General features: G+C 56.2%; 16 protein-coding genes. 9 read left to right on the top strand and 7 right to left on the bottom strand.

Going from position 1 to position 18055, the window contains the following annotated elements:
- Positions 1 to 297 (bottom strand): 50S ribosomal protein L21e, encoded by a 297-nt coding sequence (locus A3L10_RS03865; RefSeq protein ID WP_088866485.1) that lies wholly within the window; start codon positions 295 to 297, stop codon positions 1 to 3.
- A gap of 143 nt (positions 298 to 440) precedes the next feature.
- Complete coding sequence (locus A3L10_RS03870; RefSeq protein WP_088866486.1) at positions 441 to 1601, bottom strand: tRNA pseudouridine(54/55) synthase Pus10; 1161 nt, start codon at positions 1599 to 1601, stop codon at positions 441 to 443.
- Positions 1602 to 1646: 45 nt separating this feature from the next.
- On the opposite strand from A3L10_RS03870, the gene A3L10_RS03875 reads away from it, so the two are divergent.
- The 3 genes from A3L10_RS03875 to gatE all read left to right on the top strand — a co-directional run bounded on the left by A3L10_RS03875 (position 1647) and on the right by gatE (position 5253).
- A complete protein-coding gene (locus tag A3L10_RS03875) occupies positions 1647 to 1940 on the top strand; it encodes a transcriptional regulator (RefSeq protein ID WP_088180129.1) in 294 nt (97 codons plus the stop codon).
- 104 nt (positions 1941 to 2044) lie between these two features.
- A complete protein-coding gene (gene gatD, locus A3L10_RS03880; protein ID WP_088866487.1) occupies positions 2045 to 3364 on the top strand; it encodes a Glu-tRNA(Gln) amidotransferase subunit GatD in 1320 nt (439 codons plus the stop codon).
- Between the two features lie 5 nt (positions 3365 to 3369).
- Positions 3370 to 5253: a Glu-tRNA(Gln) amidotransferase subunit GatE gene (gene gatE, locus A3L10_RS03885; protein WP_394335111.1), complete on the top strand. Its 1884-nt coding sequence runs from the start codon at positions 3370 to 3372 to the stop codon at positions 5251 to 5253.
- Positions 5254 to 5268: 15 nt separating this feature from the next.
- Here gatE and A3L10_RS03890 read toward each other — a convergent pair whose 3' ends face one another.
- Complete coding sequence (locus A3L10_RS03890; protein ID WP_157726887.1) at positions 5269 to 5913, bottom strand: hypothetical protein; 645 nt, start codon at positions 5911 to 5913, stop codon at positions 5269 to 5271.
- A gap of 294 nt (positions 5914 to 6207) precedes the next feature.
- Between A3L10_RS03890 and A3L10_RS03895 the strand changes: the two genes are divergently transcribed.
- A complete protein-coding gene (locus A3L10_RS03895) occupies positions 6208 to 6819 on the top strand; it encodes a hypothetical protein (RefSeq protein WP_088866489.1) in 612 nt (203 codons plus the stop codon).
- On the opposite strand, the gene hmgA is transcribed toward A3L10_RS03895, so the two are convergent.
- Positions 6816 to 8042: a hydroxymethylglutaryl-CoA reductase (NADPH) gene (hmgA, locus tag A3L10_RS03900; RefSeq protein ID WP_088866490.1), complete on the bottom strand. Its 1227-nt coding sequence runs from the start codon at positions 8040 to 8042 to the stop codon at positions 6816 to 6818. The two genes, A3L10_RS03895 and hmgA, sit on opposite strands and share 4 nt — an antisense overlap.
- A 17-nt stretch (positions 8043 to 8059) precedes the next feature.
- Positions 8060 to 8803 carry a MinD/ParA family ATP-binding protein gene (locus A3L10_RS03905; protein WP_088181527.1) on the bottom strand — a complete coding sequence of 248 codons (744 nt, stop codon included), beginning with the start codon at positions 8801 to 8803 and terminating at the stop codon, positions 8060 to 8062.
- A 153-nt stretch (positions 8804 to 8956) separates the two neighbouring features.
- Here A3L10_RS03905 and tdh point away from each other — a divergent pair, with 153 nt between their 5' ends.
- The 4 genes from tdh to truA all read left to right on the top strand — a co-directional run bounded on the left by tdh (position 8957) and on the right by truA (position 14449).
- Positions 8957 to 10009, top strand: coding sequence for an L-threonine 3-dehydrogenase (tdh, locus tag A3L10_RS03910; protein ID WP_088180124.1), 1053 nt, complete (start codon positions 8957 to 8959; stop codon positions 10007 to 10009).
- A 71-nt stretch (positions 10010 to 10080) separates the two neighbouring features.
- Positions 10081 to 11586: a phenylalanine--tRNA ligase subunit alpha gene (gene pheS / locus A3L10_RS03915; RefSeq protein WP_088866491.1), complete on the top strand. Its 1506-nt coding sequence runs from the start codon at positions 10081 to 10083 to the stop codon at positions 11584 to 11586.
- A gap of 10 nt (positions 11587 to 11596) precedes the next feature.
- Positions 11597 to 13402 carry a phenylalanine--tRNA ligase subunit beta gene (pheT, locus tag A3L10_RS03920; protein ID WP_088866492.1) on the top strand — a complete coding sequence of 602 codons (1806 nt, stop codon included), beginning with the start codon at positions 11597 to 11599 and terminating at the stop codon, positions 13400 to 13402.
- Between the two features lie 243 nt (positions 13403 to 13645).
- Complete coding sequence (gene truA / locus A3L10_RS03925) at positions 13646 to 14449, top strand: tRNA pseudouridine(38-40) synthase TruA (protein WP_088866493.1); 804 nt, start codon at positions 13646 to 13648, stop codon at positions 14447 to 14449.
- On the opposite strand, the gene A3L10_RS03930 is transcribed toward truA, so the two are convergent.
- Positions 14396 to 15790, bottom strand: coding sequence for a DEAD/DEAH box helicase (locus tag A3L10_RS03930; RefSeq protein WP_088867537.1), 1395 nt, complete (start codon positions 15788 to 15790; stop codon positions 14396 to 14398). The two genes, truA and A3L10_RS03930, sit on opposite strands and share 54 nt — an antisense overlap.
- Before the next feature lie 73 nt (positions 15791 to 15863).
- On the opposite strand from A3L10_RS03930, the gene A3L10_RS03935 reads away from it, so the two are divergent.
- The gene (locus tag A3L10_RS03935; RefSeq protein ID WP_088866494.1) at positions 15864 to 17129 is read left to right on the top strand and encodes a UbiD family decarboxylase; all 1266 of its coding nucleotides are present in this window, start codon (positions 15864 to 15866) and stop codon (positions 17127 to 17129) included.
- 3 nt (positions 17130 to 17132) lie between these two features.
- Here A3L10_RS03935 and A3L10_RS03940 read toward each other — a convergent pair whose 3' ends face one another.
- Positions 17133 to 18050, bottom strand: a complete 918-nt coding sequence (locus tag A3L10_RS03940; protein ID WP_088866495.1) for an ABC transporter ATP-binding protein — start codon at positions 18048 to 18050, stop codon at positions 17133 to 17135.
- Positions 18051 to 18055 lie beyond the last annotated feature (5 nt).

Raw genomic sequence — 18055 nt, forward strand, 5'->3', positions numbered from 1 at the left:
TCATCCCTTCTGGGCCCTGAGGTGAACCGGGTGAATGAAGAAGGTCTTAACCTTGCCACCGTCCTTAATCTGGACGACGTAGGCGTCGCCGCGCTTACCAACGACGGTTCCGGTTCTTCCGTGGAACCTCGGGTCGGGCATTCCCCTGTGGTAGCTCGGCTCGATGACTATGTGTACCCTCTGCCCGGTCTCAAACTCCTGAAGGAACCTGGTGAGAGGCGGAAGCCCCCTCCTCCTGGGGCTCTTGCTGAGCTTCCCGCGGGTCTTCCTCCTAAAGCTGTGGGCCTTTTTGACCATTCCTATCACCTCACGGATTTTTATCCATCGCGCAACGGACGCAAAGGCGTATCCAGTTTTCAGGAAATTCCAGCCTTTTCGGCATATCAACTAAGCCTGTTATGGCTTCGCTATCCAATCGGCGAGAACCGTTTATAAAGTTTTCAGTCATCGAGGATGTTCAGCACGTCCAGCCTTTCACACCAGGCGGACTTTCCAAGGAGGTGGCTCACCGAGGGCTTCGTGCGGCCTTTGTCCCCCGATACAAGCTCCTTGATGTACAGGCCCCCATCGGTAACGAGGCGAAGCTCGAAGTGCTTTTCATCGAGCCACCTTGCCTCCGCCTCGTGAACCCTCTTGACCCTGACCCTGTCAGCCCTCGCATTCCTCACGCGCCAGGGGGTTCTCTGGTGAATCTCAAGTCCCTTGAGCTTCCTGGCAACATCCTCTGCCTCCTCCGGCGTTACCCCATCGTCAACACGGACGAGGGCGAGGTATTCCTTCCGGTGATTCCGCGTGAGGACTTCTTCGGCCTCCTTCGGTGAAACGAAGCGCAGGTTCAGAACCTCTACCTTTCCGCTCGCGTTTATCTCCCTCGCTATCGCGTCGAGGTCGAGTCTCCTCCGTTTAGGACGTTTGATTTCAACTATGAACGGCCGCCCGTTGCCGAGCATCCGAACGTCAACGTCCTCCCTTCCAGCTCCCTTAAAAACGCACTTTCCGCCGAATGCCCTCGAAAACGCGCGGCAGATTATCGAGGCGATGCTGTCCTCAAAGTCAGGCAGCGGTGTCTGCGGAATGCCACGCAAAAGCTTCCGGTAACGGCCGTAGACGTAGAGGGGGTTTATCTGGACCTCAATTTTACCGGAATACGGTTCGACGATGAAAACCACGTCTGGGTTCTTGGCTGTATCCTTTCCCGTTGCCCTTCCAAAGGCCTTTCCAAGCTCGCGGTTGAACTCACGGTTTATCGGCTCAGCGGTATCGATTCCAAATTCCTTCCAGATGGCCTCTTCCTTTTCGCGTATCTCCCCCGGAAAGCGAGAACCGACGAGAAACGTCTCGAACTCGATGCCTGAAGCGGCACTTTTCATGCCCTCAATGAGTTCGGGGATTCTTTCAAAGACGTTGCCGCACAGCTCGCACGTTTCGGGCTCTTCAATCGGCGGCAGGCCTCGCTTGGAGCGCTCCATGTTGAGAACGAACCTTATCGCTCTTCCGCGCTCCTCGTTCGTCCCCCTGCCGAGCTTCGCGAATAGCCTCCCCAGGCAATGGTCACAGAGCCTGTGAGACTCAAGCACCCTTTCGGCGTTCTCAATTATCATGCTCCCACCCTAAGATTTATATCTCGCCAGTCAGAGCTTCTCGCGATGATGACTCGTAGGCAGCGCATAATAAAGCTTTTGGAGGAGAGGGACTACTCGCCGGGAGAGCTCGCACTGGCCCTTGAGCTGAGGGGCAGGGGGGCGAAGAAGGTCATCATCGAGGATCTGAAGGCCATCCAGAAAACCCTCAAGCGCGAGGGGAAAGTGCTCCTCATAAAGCCCGCCGAGTGCAGGAAGTGCGGCTTCGTCTTCCGGCCAGAAATCCACGTTCCCTCCCGCTGTCCCCGGTGCAAGTCCGAGTGGATAGAGGAGCCGAGGTTTAAGATCGAGGCCAGGTAGTTGTCACTTCGACGAAATTTATAGGGAATTCCGGCTGATTTTTGCCACTTGTCCAGCCCGAAGGTTTATATTGGATTGAGCGCACTATCCCCGGAGGGAGAGCTATGCGCAAAGTTGAGAGGTTTATGAAGGATAAGAATCTAGAAGTCGGAGATTACGTTCGGATAATCGAAAAGGAGAACGGAAACACGAGCGTCTATGAGGGCATCGTGATGAACCCCTACGAGCTCTCCAGCGGCGAAACCCTCACGCTGAAGCTCGACAACGGCTACAACATAGGAATACTGGTTGATCAGATAGTATCCGTTGAAATCATAGAGAAGGCAGCCCCCGGGGAAGAGCTGAAGTTTGAAGAGGTCTTCCCCAAGAAGCCGGGCCTTCCAAGCGTTGCGATAATAGGAACCGGCGGAACCATAGCGAGCAGGATCGACTACAAGACCGGTGCCGTTCACGCGGCCTTCACCGCCGAGGAGCTCGCCAAGGCCGTTCCCGAGATATTCGACATAGCGAACATAACGCCGAAGCTGCTCTTCAACATAATGAGCGAGGACATGCGCCCCGAGTACTGGATCAGGATAGCCCACGAGGTCGCTGGAATGCTGAACAACGGCGAAGACGGTGTCGTTATCGCCCACGGAACGGACACGATGGCCTACACCGCCTCGGCGCTCAGCTTCATGCTCCGCGATCTTGGAAAACCGGTCATCCTCGTAGGCTCCCAGAGGAGCTCCGACAGGCCGAGCAGCGACGCGGCGATGAACCTCATCTGCTCCGTCCGGATGGCGACTGCAGACTTCGGAGAGGTCGCCATCGTCATGCATGGCGAGACCGGCGACACCTACTGCCTGGCCCATCGCGGAACCAAGGCCAGGAAGATGCACACGAGCAGAAGGGACGCCTTCAGGAGCATAAACGATGTTCCACTTGCAAAGATATGGCCGACGGGCAAAATCGAGTTCCTCAGGGACGACTACAGGGGGAGAACCGAGAGCGAGGTCTGGGTGGACGACGAGATGGAGGAGCGCGTAGCCCTCGTCAAAGCGTTCCCCGGAATCCAGCCAGAGGTCATAGACTTCTTCGTTGATAAGGGCTACAAGGGACTCGTCATCGAGGGGACGGGCCTCGGACACGTGCCAACGTACCTCATCGACTCGATAAAGCGCGCCACGGAGGAAGGCCTCACCGTCTGCATGACCAGCCAGTGCCTCTACGGCAGGGTGAACCTCAACGTCTACTCAACCGGAAGGAGACTCCTAAAGGCCGGCGTCATACCGTGCGAGGACATGCTTCCGGAGACGGCATACGTCAAGCTCATGTGGGTTCTCGGCCACACCGACGACCCGAAGGAAGTGCGCGAGATGATGCTGACCAACTACGCCGGGGAAATAACGCCGTACACGAGGTTTGACACTTTCCTGAGGTGATAACGATGGCGTACGATTACGAAAAGCTCGGTCTCAAGGTCGGTCTTGAAATCCACAGGCAGCTGGACACCAAAAAGCTGTTCTCACCCGTCCCGAGTGAGCTCAGCGACGAGGTTGAGTTCACCTTCCAGCGGAGGCTCAGGCCCACGATAAGTGAGCTGGGCGAGATAGACCCGGCTGCGCTGGAGGAGTTCAAGAAGGGTAAGAGCTACATCTACGAGGGCAACCACCTGCTGGCGGACCTTGTCTACATAGACGAAGAGCCGCCCCACATGCCCGACGAGGAGGCGCTCAGGGTTTCCCTCCAGATAAGCTACCTCTCCAACGCCACCCCTGTTGACGAGGTTCACTTCATGCGCAAGATAGTCATAGACGGCTCCAACGTCTCCGGCTTCCAGAGGACCGCGATAATTGCTATGAACGGAAAGGTCGACACCCCCTGGGGGAGCGTCGGCATTCCGACGATCTGTCTGGAGGAGGACGCGTGCCGTATCGTCGAGAGGAGGGAGAAGGAGGTAATCTACCGCCTCGACCGCCTGGGAATCCCGCTCGTTGAGATAGCAACAACGCCGGACATACACCACCCGGAGCAGGCGAAGGTCGTGGCCAAGTACATAGGCGACGCGCTGAGAGCCACGAGAAAGGTCAAGCGCGGTCTCGGAACCATCAGGCAGGACCTCAACGTCTCCATCAGAGGGGGAGCGAGGGTCGAGATCAAAGGTGTGCAGGAGCTGGACATGATACCGGTCATCATCGAACGCGAGATTGAGAGGCAACTGAGTCTGCTCGAAATCAGGGACGAGCTCAAAAGGAGGGGAGTCAACCCCGAGGACATAAAGGAAGAGTTCCACGACGTTACGGATATATTCGAGAACACCGGCTCGAAGATAATAGCGAGGACGATAAAGAGGGGCGGAAAGGTTCTGGCCGTTAAGCTCCCCAAGTTCCGTGGGCTTATAGGGAAGGAGATACAGCCCGGAAGAAGGCTCGGCACCGAGATGGCCGACAGGGCCAAAAAGTACGTGAAGGGCATCTTCCACATCGATGAATTACCGAACTATGGAATTAGGGAAGAAGAGGTCAAGGCCGTCGTCGAGAGACTCGGCCTCGGAGAGGAGGATGCCTTCGTTCTCGTTGCCGCGGAGGAGGCGACCGCGAAGAACGCTCTCCGGGAGGTTCTTCAGCGCGCGAGGGAGGCCATCGAGGGAGTGCCAGAAGAGACTAGAAGGGCCCTGCCGGACGGAAACACCCAGTACATGCGCCCGCTCCCGGGCAAGGCCAGGATGTATCCGGAAACAGACATACCGCCGATATTGATAACCAACGAGATGAAGGACGAGATACTAGCGAATCTGCCGGAGCTGCCGCAGGAACGCGTTGAGCGCTACGTGAAGGAGTACGGAATAGACAGAAGCCTTGCCGAGACCCTCGTCAACGACGAGCGCGATGAGCTCTTCGAGGAGCTGATAACCAAGGGCGTCAAGCCGTCCCTGGCGGCCTCGATACTCGTGGTGGTCCTCAAGGGGCTCAAGAAAGAAGTTCCCATCGAGAACATCACCGATGAGCACATCAAGGAAACCTTCGACCTCTACCTGAAAGGGAAGATAGCCAAAGAGGCCTTCGAGGAGATATTCAAGGAGCTGGCAAAGAACCCGAAGAAGAGCGCCGCCCAAGTGGCGGAGGAGAAGGGCCTGACACTCCTGAGCGAGGAAGAGGTCGAGAGGATAATAGACGAGGTCGTTCAGGCGAACATCGAGGTCATCAAGGCCAAGGGAATGGGCGCAATGGGCATGATCATGGGCAGGGCAATGGCGAAGCTCCGTGGAAGGGCGGACGGGAAGCTCGTCAGCTCACTCGTGAGGAAGAAGATTCAGGAGGCCGCTTCCTGAGCCCCTCTTTTTTCATTAAACTCCCAGGAACTTGCGGACTTTGAATTTTAGATAACCAAAAAACGCACTATTGAGGTAGGAGTCCGTCGAATGGGTGTAGAGCGTTCTTGCTATCCTGTGATCTTTGAAGTGGAGAAACGCCAGCTCCCGGAGATCCTTTTTATCAAACAGCAGAATCGTGTTGGCAAGCACCCGGGCCCCAAAAGCGTCCAGCGGGTCATAACGTATCCTAGCGAGCTTCCGCGGGGTTCCTATTTTAATCCGCCTGTAGTTTCTGGCGATTATCTCGTCGATAAGTGTGAAAGTCCCCTTTCTAAATCCTGCAGGATGGTCTTTGATCTCGATCTTTGTTGGCTGAACCACCTTATCGAGCACGTAATACTCCGGGAACAGCTTTTCGCGGATTTTAACCAGCTCAAGAAGATTGAAAAGTGCGGTCAGATACGTCTCGATAACGGTTTCGGGGATTATATCCAGGTAGTAGAACTCGTCCAGCAGGGCCCCCTTTCCCTCCGGACATTCCATTCGCAGAAGCTTTGTTCCGTGGGAATCCACGATGTAAAGACCGCTATCGAGGAGAAAGCTCTTGTAGGTAGGGAACTGGATAACCGCGTCCGCGAACAGTAGCTCAAACAGCTTCGAAGTCGAACTTACGAGCATCGATTTGCACTTATGTCCCCCTATTTCAACCGGGATCATTGGAGACTCCCCAACGTGTATTGGAAAATCCCCTAAATTAACCTTTCTTCGACCCAATGTCGAAAAATCAGTAGAAATGCCAACAAAAGTGGGCAACTGAAAATTCAAAACCCAAAAATGGTTACAGAGGGAACCCGCTAAAATAGGGGTTTCGGAATCACGGGACCGTTGAACCAAGGTGAAAGTTTTAAACTCTGAAGAGTATTCAGTACGATGGGCACCGCGGGGAGATTCCAGTCGATTCTCCATGGGTGGATGGGATCGAAGAAGTCCCTCAAGTACATGAGGGTTAGGTGTGATATTCTATCCGAATGCATAAAGCGGACTGAGGGACTTCTCAACTCAGAGGGAATACGCTACTCGCGGCTGATCGATCCGGACTCGTACATGATAACGGCCATGGCAGAGCCTTTTTACGAGAGGGGCAAATTTTTAGGGGTACTAGAGCTGGGGGATGAGCTGAGCCGTGCGTTCTACCTGATCGAGTCGGACATCCCGATAAACCTCAAAAACATTCCCGGACTGGAGTTCACCATAGCCTTTAGGGTGCGGAAAAAGGAGGGACTGACCGCGCTTCTAAGGATCATACATGAAGGAAAGGTCGGCGGGGCGAGACATAAACACCGCTCCACGCTGAACTTCCTCACCAGCTTCTTGGGAAGCCTCTTCCTGTCCACGGTAATGGACTTCGAGAGCTATTGGGCCCAGCTCCTCATCATGCTAATTCTGACGGTCCTTCTGTTCCTGGTACTCGACTACCCCTTCTCGCTGCTCTACTTCAAGGGCGTTGAAGTCGTCTCAGAGGCAGAAACATCAACGAATGTCTTCGTTCTCAAGATTAAGCTGGAGGAAAAGAAAAGGAGCTAACGCCCCAGCTCGGCGTGGGCCTTTGCCAGGTGCTTTGCCGCTATCGCGGCCAGGAGGGAGAGCTCTCCGGCGAGAACCGCGCCAGCTATTATCTCCGCGAACTTCTTGGCGTTGGTTCCAGGCGGATCTCCTCCGCCGGCAACGCCCATTATGCTCAGCGCCTCCCTCTGGGTCGGGACGCGGGTTCCTCCGCCGACCGTTCCAATCTCAAGGCTCGGCATGGTGACGCTTACGTAGAGGTCGCCCTCCGGGGTAACCTCCGCGAGGGTTATGCCGTGTGAGCCCTCGGTAATCTGGGCCTCGTCCTGTCCGGTGGCGAGGAAGATGGCCCCGACTATGTTTCCAAAGTGGGCGTTAAAGCCGTAGGAGCCGGCCTGGGCCGAACCGACGAGGTTCTTCCGGTAGTTGACCTCGGCTATGAGCTCTGGCGTCGTCTTCAGCTTCTTCTCAACTATCTCACGCGGGATTACCGCTTCCGCTATTACCGTCTTTCCGCGGCCGTTGATGAAGTTCATTGCGTTCGGCTTCTTATCAACGCACACGTTGCCCGAAAGCGCGAGGTACCTAACGTCCGGGAAGTGCTCCTCGATGACCTTCATTATCTCCTCGCTCGAGATGGTTACCATGTTCATTCCCATGGCATCGCCGGTCTCGAACTCGAAGCGCAGGTAGAGGTTGTTGCCGACGATGTAGGGCTTAACGTCCCTCAGCTTCCCGTGTCTGGTGACCTTGCTCACGGCCTTCTCCTGGAGGTACTCGATGTTGCCCTTAACCCACTCGGCAACTTCCCTGGCGCGCCTCGCGTCCGGGCATTTGAGGAGCGGCGCGCGGGTCATCTTGTCGTCGATTATGGTCGTCTTGACGCCCCCCGCGGCGGTGAGGGCGGAACAGCCACGGTTGACGCTCGCAACGAGTGCTCCCTCCGTGGTGGCAAGCGGAATGTAGAACTCACCCTTGGCGTATTCCCCGTTGATTTTAAGCGGACCGGCAACGCCCATCGGTATCTGGACGACGCCTATCATGTTCTCGATGTTCTTTCCTATGACCCTCTCGGGGTCTATCGAGTAGTGCCCTATGTTCTCAAGGCTGACGCCGAGCTTCTTCTCCAGGGCACGGCGCCTTACCTCGGTGGCGAGCCTCTTGTCGCCGTTCGTGTACCTCTCAACCTGGTGGAGCTTCACCTCTCCGCTGGCTACCTTATCCACAAGCTCTTCCACGTTCATACCAACACCTCCAGAAATCAGCCGAATATCCACTCCTCAAGTATCTCCCCCGTTTCCCTCAGGGCTATGGCAGCATCGCTTTCGGGGAAGTACTTAACGATTGGAATACCCTCGTTGATGGATTCCGGAACGTTGTAGTCGAATGGAATCCATCCAATGACTGGAACGTCGAGGTCGCTCTCAACCGCCTCAACGATCTTCTCAACGACATCGGCGGACTCCCTCACCTTGTTCAGGATGACGCCGATGTTGAGGTTGTACCTCTCGCCCAAAACCTTGAGCTTCTCAATCTCGTTCTTCACCATGGTCTCGAAGGAGTAGATGGGTGAGCGCTCGATTTCAACAACTATCAGCTGATAGTTGGCCACCTCAAAGGTCGGGAGGGTGTCAAAGGGGATACCCGTTGGGGAGTCCACGAATACGACCCCAAACTTGTATTTGACCTTCTCAAGTATCTCCACCAGCCTCCTCGGCGAGATTCCAAGAACGTCCTGGAGCTGCGTGCTGCCGGGCATAACGTGGACCCCCGTCTGGGGGTGCTTGTATATCGCCCATTCCGGGTCAATATCCGGGTTCCTCAGAAGGGAGTGAAGGGTATACTTGACGGTGTCGAGGGAGAAGTGAAAGCCGAGGTTGGGGAGGTACAGATCACCATCAATGGCCAGTACACGGTACTCCCGCATGGCCAGGTAAGTGCTAAGGTTGGCGGTCATCGTGGTCTTTCCAGCGCCGCCCCTCCCCGTCACGACTATCAGCGCCATCTTTAAACCCCCTTTATCAAGTGGAAAATACTCAAAAGAGGATATAAGGTTTCCGATGGGCATGGAAAACATCTCACCTCCTATCGTCGGCCGCAAAAGGTTTATATCATCCCCCGTTCAGATAGGCATTGTAAGGTTAAGGAGATGATTGCCATGGCCGAGAAGATGCCCGCGATTGTAAAAACCAAGCCCGCTTACGGTGCCGAGCTCGTCGAGGTCGACGTTCCAAAGCCCGGGCCGGGCGAGGTTCTCATCAAGGTTCTCGCCACCAGCATATGCGGAACCGACCTCCACATCTACGAGTGGAACGAGTGGGCCCAGAGCAGGATCAAGCCACCCCAGATTATGGGCCACGAGGTGGCCGGTGAGGTCATCGAGGTCGGCCCCGGCGTCGACACCCTCGAGGTCGGCGACTACATAAGTGCCGAGACCCACATCGTCTGCGGCAAGTGCTACGCCTGCAGGCACAACCGCTACCACGTCTGCCAGAACACGAAGATCTTTGGCGTCGATATGGACGGTGTTTTCGCGGAATACGCGATAGTTCCGGCCCAGAACGCCTGGAAGAACCCGAAGGGCATGAAGCCCGAGTACGCCACCCTCCAGGAGCCGCTCGGTAACGCGGTTGACACCGTCTTGGCGGGACCGATAGCCGGAAGGAGCACGCTCATAACCGGCGCTGGACCCCTTGGGCTGCTCGGCATAGCGGTTGCCAAGGCTTCGGGAGCTTACCCGGTCATCGTGAGCGAACCGAGCGAGTTCAGGCGCGAGCTGGCCAAAAAGGTCGGCGCCGACTACGTGGTTAACCCCTTCGAGGAGGACCCGGTTAAGTTCGTGATGGATGTAACCGACGGGGCCGGAGTTGAGGTGTTCCTTGAGTTCAGCGGTGCTCCCAAGGCTCTCGAACAGGGTCTCAAGGCCACCACACCCGGTGGAAGGGTCTCCCTGCTCGGTCTGTTCCCGCGCGACGTCACGCTGGACTTCAACAACCTGATAATCTTCAAGGCCCTCGAGGTTCACGGCATAACCGGAAGGCACCTCTGGGAGACCTGGTACACGGTGTCCAGCCTGATCCAGAGCGGCAAGCTCAACCTCGACCCTGTTATCACCCACAAATACAAGGGCTTCGATGATTTCGAGGAAGCCTTCGAGCTCATGCGCGCCGGCAAGACCGGAAAGGTCGTCTTCTTCCCGCACAAGGGCTGACCCATTTTCCCTTTTCCTCCACCGCAATTCTTAAGTAACTCCTCTCAAACTCAACCCAAGGAGGTGGCCCTATGGAGCTAAGCTACCAGGAAAAACTCACGCTCATAAAGCTCAACGAGGTTAAAAGGGTCAAATTCGACGAGCTCGTCGAGAAAACCGGCCTCGACCAGGTCGCGGTCATGCGCTCCGTCCTTGGACTCCAGAGCAAGGGACTGGCGAGGCTCGAGGAGAGAAGCGAAAGGATAGCGAAGCTAACCGAGACCGGGAGAAAGTACGCGGAGATAGGCCTCCCCGAGTGGAGGGCGCTGGCCGTTCTGAGGGAGAGGGGAAAGATAACCCTGGACGACCTGAGGGACGTTCTCAGCGAGGATGAGCTGAAACCGATAGTGGGCCTTCTGAGGAAGGAAGGCTGGGCATCCGTGCGGAAAGAGGACGGGAAGCTCGTTCTTGAAATCACCGAGAAGGGCATGGAAGCCGGGGAGAGACCCATTGATAAAGCCCTCAAGCTCCTCGCCGAGAGGAAAGTCGTACCCCTGGGTGAAGTTGAGAAACTGGTTCCGGCCAAGGAGCTTAAGAGGAGAAAGATAGCCGAGGAGGACACGGCAACCGAGAGGTTCGTGGAGATAACTCCCGAGGGAGAAGAGCTCGTGAGGAAGGGCCTTGAGCTGAAAGAGGAGGTCTCGACCCTCACCCCCGAGCTGATAAAGTCCGGCAAGTGGAGGGAAGTCGAGTTCAAGCGCTTCAACATCCAGGCCCCGGTAAGGAGATTCTACCCAGGCAAGAAGCAGCCATACAGGGCTTTCCTCGACAAACTGAGGAGAAGGCTAATCGAGATGGGCTTCATAGAGATGACCGTTGACAGCCTTATAGAAACTCAGTTCTGGAACTTCGACGCCCTCTTCCAGCCCCAGAACCACCCTGCCAGGGACTGGACGGACACGTACCAGCTCAAATACCCGAAGAGCGGCCACCTGCCCGGGGAAGAGCTGGTTGAAAGGGTGAGGGCTTCCCACGAGCACGGAGGAGACACAGGCTCCAGGGGCTGGGGCTACGTCTGGTCGCCGGAGAGGGCGATGCTGCTTATGCCGAGGGCGCACGGAACGGCGCTCAGCGGCAGACAGCTCGCTAAAGGCGTCGAGATTCCGGGGAAGTACTTCACAATCCAACGCGTCTTCCGTCCGGACGTCCTCGACAGGACACACCTCATAGAGTTCAACCAGGTTGACGGCTTCGTCGTCGGCGAAGACCTGACCTTCAAGCACCTCCTCGGAATACTCAAGCGCTTCGCGGTGGAGATAGCTGGAGCGAAGAAAGTCAAGTTCCTGCCCGACTACTACCCGTTCACGGAGCCGAGCGTCCAGATGAGCGCCTACCACCCGGAGCTCGGCTGGGTCGAGTTCGGTGGGGCTGGAATATTCCGCGAGGAGATGACCAAAGCCCTGGGCATAGACGTTCCGGTCATAGCTTGGGGAATAGGAATAGACAGGCTTGCTATGTTCAAGCTCGGAATAGACGACATACGCTACCTGTTCAGCTACGACCTGCGCTGGCTTAGGGAGGCGAGGCTCGTCTGGTGAGGTGATGGGGATGCCAAAGTTCGACGTTTCCAAGGCTGATCTCGAGAGGCTGGTAGGAAAGACCTTCACCGTGGAGGAGTGGGAGGACCTCTTCCTCTACGCGAAGTGTGAGCTGGACGACGTCTGGGAGGAGAACGGTGAAATCTACTTCAAGGCAGACTCAAAGGACACCAACCGGCCCGACCTATGGAGCGCCGAAGGTATAGCGAGGCAGATACGCTGGGCGCTCGGCTTCGAGAGCGGTCTTCCAAAATATGATGTTGAGGAGAGCGGCGTAACCGTTTACGTTGACGAGAAGCTGAAGAACATCCGTCCCTACGGTGTCTACGCGATAGTTGAGGGGCTGAGCCTCGACGAAGAGGCACTCAAGCAGATGATAAACCTCCAGGAGAAGGTCGCCCTGACCTTTGGAAGGAGGAGGAGAGAGGTAGCGATAGGAATCTTCGACTTCGACAAGGTGAAGCCTCCAATCTACTACCGCGCCGCTGAGAAGAGCGAGAAGTTTGTTCCCCTCGGCTTCGAGGAGGAGCTTACGCTGGAGGAAATCCTCGAGAAGCACGAGAAGGGGAAGGAGTACGGCCACCTGATCAAGGACAAGCCCTACTACCCGCTCCTCGTGGACAGCGAGGGCAAAGTTCTCTCGATGCCCCCGATCATAAACTCCGAGATAACCGGCAGGGTGACCACCGAGACCAGGAACGTCTTCGTTGACGTGACCGGCTGGGATTTGAAGAAGATAATGCTGGCTTTAAACGTCGTTGTTACAGCACTGGCCGAGCGCGGCGGGAGGATAAAGAGCGTTAGGGTAGTCTATCCTGAAGATGCGGATGTCTATCTTGCCCCTACTATCATTGCTCAATTTTTTGATGATTTCAAGTCTCATGAAGATGTGTGGCATGCCGTGAGAAATCTTTTGGGTTGGAAGGTAATCGAGAGCCCCGACTTAACCCCGAAGTCCTTCGAGGTCGAACTGGACTACATCAAGAGACTGACGGGGCTCGAGTTAAGCGATGGGGACGTGAGGAACCTTCTGGAGCGCATGATGTACGATGTCGAGTTGGTTGACGGGAAGGCGAGGCTACTCTACCCGGCCTTCCGCGACGACATAATGCACGCCCGCGACGTTCTGGAGGATGTCCTCATAGCCTATGGCTACAACGAGATTGAACCCGAGGAGCCGAAGCTTGCCGTCCAGGGCAGGGGCGACAAGTTCATTGAATTCGAGGACGCCGTCAGGGAGCTTATGGTCGGTTTCGGCCTGCAGGAGGTCATGACCTTCAACCTCACCAACAGGGATAACCAGTACACGAGGATGAATCTCCCCTGCGGGGACTACTCCAACCATCCACCCGCTGAGCTCGTCGAGATAGAGAACCCGATAAGCCCCAAGTGGTCGGCGCTGAGGGGATGGCTCACCCCGAGCCTGCTCGACTTCCTGAGCCAGAACACCCACGAGGAGTACCCGCAGAGAATCTTCGAGGTCGGAAAGGTCACGCTGATAGACGAAGGCAGAGAAACGAAGACCGTGAGCGAGAGCAAGCTGGCCGTTGCCCTGGCCCACCCGCGCGTAACCTTCACCGAAGCCAAGGAGATACTGGAAAGCGCCATGCGTCACCTCGGCTTCGAGTACGGGCTTGAAGAAATAGAGCATCCAAGCTTCATTCCTGGCAGGGTGGGGAGAATCATCGTGAACGGGAAAGAAATCGGCATCATCGGGGAAATCCATCCGGCAGTCCTAGAAAACTGGGGAATAGAAATGCCAGTGGCGGCCTTTGAGCTGTTCCTGCGGCCGCTCTACAGGGAACCCTACCTCTAATCCCCCTTTTTTAAGCCCTTCTGAAGCAGCGTGCACATTATTTCAAAGTTCGTGACGTTCGTGAGTATCTCCATGTCAAATATCTCAGCCATGACCCCACCTCCAATTAGAGCTGGAAGGCGCCCTTTATCAACCTTTCCGGTGGTTTATTGAATCTCGTCCAAAATCAGGGTTTGTATTTGTAAAATAACCCGTCGTTCCGTCGGGAAAAGGCATTTATACCCTCCGCCGGATTCACCAACCATGAGGATGGCCCTCAGGATAGCGTACGACGGCACGACATTCTACGGCTTTCAGAGACAGCCAGACGTTAGAACCGTCGAGGGTGAGCTAATCAGGGTTCTCTCAAAGCTCGGGGTAATAAGGGACGCCGAGAGCTCGAACTTCAAAGGGGCCTCCAGAACCGACAGAGGTGTCTCTGCGTTCTTCAACGTCGTGGCCTTTGACGTTGAGGGCCGACCAGACCTGGTTAGGGGGGAGGTTCTCAACCACCATCTCCGCGATGCCTGGGTTCTCGGCGTTGCCGAGGTGCCGGAAGACTTCCACCCGCGTTTCTGGGCAAAATCGAAGACCTACAGGTACTACTTGGTTGATGAAGGGTTCGACGAGGAAGCCATGAGAAACTGCGCCTCCCTATTCATCGGAACGCACGATTTCTCCGCCTTCGCTAGACTGGAGCCGGGAAAAGACCCCGTGAGAGAGCTGACGCGCCTTGAGGTGAGCCGGCGCCACGGCTACTACGTCATAGAGATTGAGGGCAAGAGCTTCCTCTGGGAGATGGCGAGGAGAATAGTCAACGCCGTCCGCCTCTGCGGGCTGAGCCTGATGGAGCCCGAGGAAGTTGAGAGGATGCTCGCGGGAGACTACGAGAAAAAGGTACCCCCCGCGAGACCGGAGGGCCTGATACTGTGGCACATATCCTACGAGGGAATAGAGTTCGAGGGGGATGAGCGGGGCCTCAACAAGGCAAAGAGAGACCTGTTTGAGCGCTACTCACGAGCGCTTACGAGAGCGGCCCTTCTTGGGGACGTTCTCATCGAGCTTTGAGTCCATCTCCCTGTCGTAGTACATGCCGTAGTACTGCTTGAGCGCCTTCTGCCTCTCGATGAAGTGGGTGAAGAGCAGGGGGTCGTCGTCCTGAACATCAACGATGACGGCCTTCATTCCCTTCTTCGGCCTTAGTGCGCGGCCTATCGTCTGAATCGTCATGATGTCGCTCTTTCCGCCGCCGGCGAGGATTATCGCCGAAATCTCGGGTATGTCAACGCCCTCCTTCAGGAGGGTGGAAACCAGGACCGGGATCTCGCCCTCCTTAAACGCCTCCAGTATCTCCCACCTGTTTGGGCTCTGGGAGCTGAGGAACTCGGCCTTTATCCCCTCCGCCTCAAGCATCTCCTTCAGAATCCTACCGTGCTCTATGCGCTTCACGTCAATGAGGATGCGGTGTCCTTTCCTGGCGAGCTCAACGGCCTTCTTGACTATCGCCCTGTTCCTCTCGTCGTTGTTCATTATCATGTCCTCGTACAGCTCCTTGTAGCGCTCGCTGAAGGACGGCATGGTCGATTCGTAGGTTATTATCTCGAAACGAGGCTTTGCAAGGAACCTCTCCTTTATCAGGTCCTCGGCCTTGACCTCAAATATGGTCGGGCCAACGACGGCCTCGATCTTTATCTCCTCCCCGCGAACGCGGCGCCAGGGGGTCGCCGAGAGGCCGAACCGATAAACTTGAGGGAGGCTGAGTCCAAGCAGGTAGAACTTCTCGGCAGCGGATGTTCTGTGGCACTCGTCGAACATCACTATCGCGTACTCGTTCTGGAGCTTCTCCGCGCCCCTCGAGAGGAGGGTCTGTATCATGGCAACGGTAACGCCGCGCTCCTCCCACTTGTTGTCCCCGACTATGCCGGGCTCAACGCCCAAAACTTCCCTAACCTTGTCCGCCCACTGGTAGAGGAGTTCCTTCGTGTGGACGACTATCAACGCAGACAGGTCGAGCTCGTGGATTATCCTGAGACCGACAACGGTTTTACCGCTCCCAACCGGGAGGGAAAGAACGCCCATCTTCTCCTTGAGGGCCTTTTTTATCGCCCTCGCCTGGTATCTGCGCATGACGTAGTTCTCGTTCCAGGTGGAGTTGAGCTTTACCCCACTGACCTGCCTCTCGTCCTTAATCCTCACCCGATAACCCTTGCAGTTGAGGAACTTCTTAACCCTCGGAAGAACACCCACGGGAAACGTTCTCTCGTAGGGGTCGTAGAGGCTCTCCGGCTTCTCCCATTTCCCGAAGTCCTTCTTGTAGCTCAGCAGCTCGTATATCTTGAAGTAAACCTGGGGGTCAGCCTTCTCGATTTTCACCAATGCCGAACCGTCCGGGATGCGAAGGACTACCATAGGCATGGCCAATCATCGGGGGTTTGGAAAAAGGCTTTATAGACCTTTTGGAACACCCATCTAAGGTGATAGAATGCTGAGGGAAATCATCGAGCGTTTTGAGGATACCGTCATCGTGGAAGAGCCCGTGAGCAAGGAGCTTGAGATAACCAGGCATCTCGTGAAATACCGCGATAGACCGGTCCTCTTCAGAAACGTGGACGGCTGGACCGTTGCGGGCAACATATGGAGCACGAGGGAGAGGATAGCGGGCTATCTGGGGACCGAGAAGGAGAAACTCCTCCACTTCATAGCGGATGCCATGGAAAACCCCGAACCCTACAGGACGGTTGACGGTGCACCCTTCATGGCGAACTCCACGGCCGACTTCTCACTCCGCGAGCTTCCAATTCCAAAGTACTACCCCAAGGACGGCGGCCAGTACTTCACATCAGCCATGGTCATAGCCAAGGACGAAAACGGCTTCGTCAACACCTCTTTCCACAGGATGATGGTCATTGATGAGAAGAGGGCCGCCATAAGACTCGTCCCAAGGCACCTCTACGCCATGTGGAAGGAAAAGGCCGAAGCCGGGGAGGAGTTGGACGTCAGGATAGTCGTCGGGAACCCGGTTCACCTCCTAATCGCCGGCGCCACGAGCGTGGCCTACGGTGTAAGCGAACTTGAGATAGCCTCGGCGATGAGCCGGAGGGCCTTCGGAAAGCCCCTCGAGGTCTTCAACCTCAGGGGAATACCCGTTCCGGTTGAGACGGAGTTCGTCTTCGAGGCGAAGATACTTCCTGAGCTGACCGATGAAGGGCCCTTCGTTGACATAACCGGAACCTACGACTACGTGAGGAAACAGCCGGTGGTGGTCTTCGAGCGCATGCACCACGTGGACGAGCCCGTTTTCCACGCCCTCCTGCCAGGCGGCTACGAGCACTACATGCTGATGGGACTTCCAAAGGAGCCGCAGATCTATGCCAGCGTTAAGAGGGTCGTTCCAAAGGTTCACGGTGTAAGGCTGACCGAGGGAGGTGCGATGTGGCTCCACGCCGTCGTCAGCATAACCAAACAGCACGACGGAGACGGAAAGAACGCGATTCTTGCTGCTTTCGCTGGACACCCCAGCCTGAAGCACGTGGTCGTTGTGGATGAGGACGTGAACATATACGATGACAGAGAAGTGGAGTGGGCGATAGCGACGCGCTTCCAGGCCGATAGGGATCTGGTGGTCATCTCCAACGCCCGCGGCAGTTCCCTCGACCCATCCGCCGAGAAGAGCCTCACCGCGAAGTGGGGAATAGACGCGACCAAGCCCCTGGATAGAAAGGAAGAATTCGAGAGGGCCAGGCTCTAGCCCTCACTCCACCATTTTGAGGAATATCTCCTCAAGGCTAGGGGCCTTGATCTGCATGGTGAGAATCTTAGCCCCCTGTGCGGCAACGAAATCGTGAATCTGCTCCCTGATGTCCTCCGAGGCCACTATGCGGTACTTCTTCTCGCCCAGCGGCGTGACCTTCCACTCGACCCCCGTGAAGTCCACCGGAACGTTGGTCTCCACCACGATCGTGTAGCCCGCCTTCTTCAGGAACTCCCTCTTGATGTTGTCAAGGTTGTCCTCAACGCGGAGCTTACCCTTGACTATTACGCCGACGGTATCGCATATCTCCTCGACGTGAGCCAGGATGTGGCTCGAGAAGAAAACAGTCTTTCCCGCCTTCTTCTGCTCTTTGATGATGTCCTTGAACTCCGCTATTCCCGTCGGGTCGAGGCCGGTCATCGGCTCGTCAAGGATCAGGAGCTCCGGGTCGTTGATGAGCGCCTGGGCAAGCAGAAGGCGCTGCCTCATTCCCTTAGAGAACTTACCGACCTTCCTATCACGTTCCTCCCACAGGTTGACCAGTTCAAGGAGCTCCCTGATGTTCTTCTCCCTCTCGGCCTTCGGGATTCCGAACGCGTCGGCTATTATCTCAAGGGTCTGAACCGGGGTGAGGAAGTCCCAGAGGGTGGCGTGCTCCGGCATGTAGCCTATGCGTTTTTTGGCCTCAACAAGCCGGTTCTCGTTGAACTTTCCATCGGCGAAAACCTCAAGGTCGAAGAGCTGAATCCTTCCCTCCTGAGGGAATATCAAACCAAGAGTGCTGAGGATGGTGGTGCTCTTTCCGGCGCCGTTGGGGCCGAGGAAGCCGTATATCTGGCCGGGCCTGACCTCAAGGTTCAGGCCATCGAGGGCGCGAACGTCCTTGTAAACTTTAACGAGATTCTCGATTCGTATCATCGTCA

It is taken from the genome of Thermococcus radiotolerans (genome assembly GCF_002214565.1).
Lineage (GTDB): Archaea > Methanobacteriota_B > Thermococci > Thermococcales > Thermococcaceae > Thermococcus > Thermococcus radiotolerans.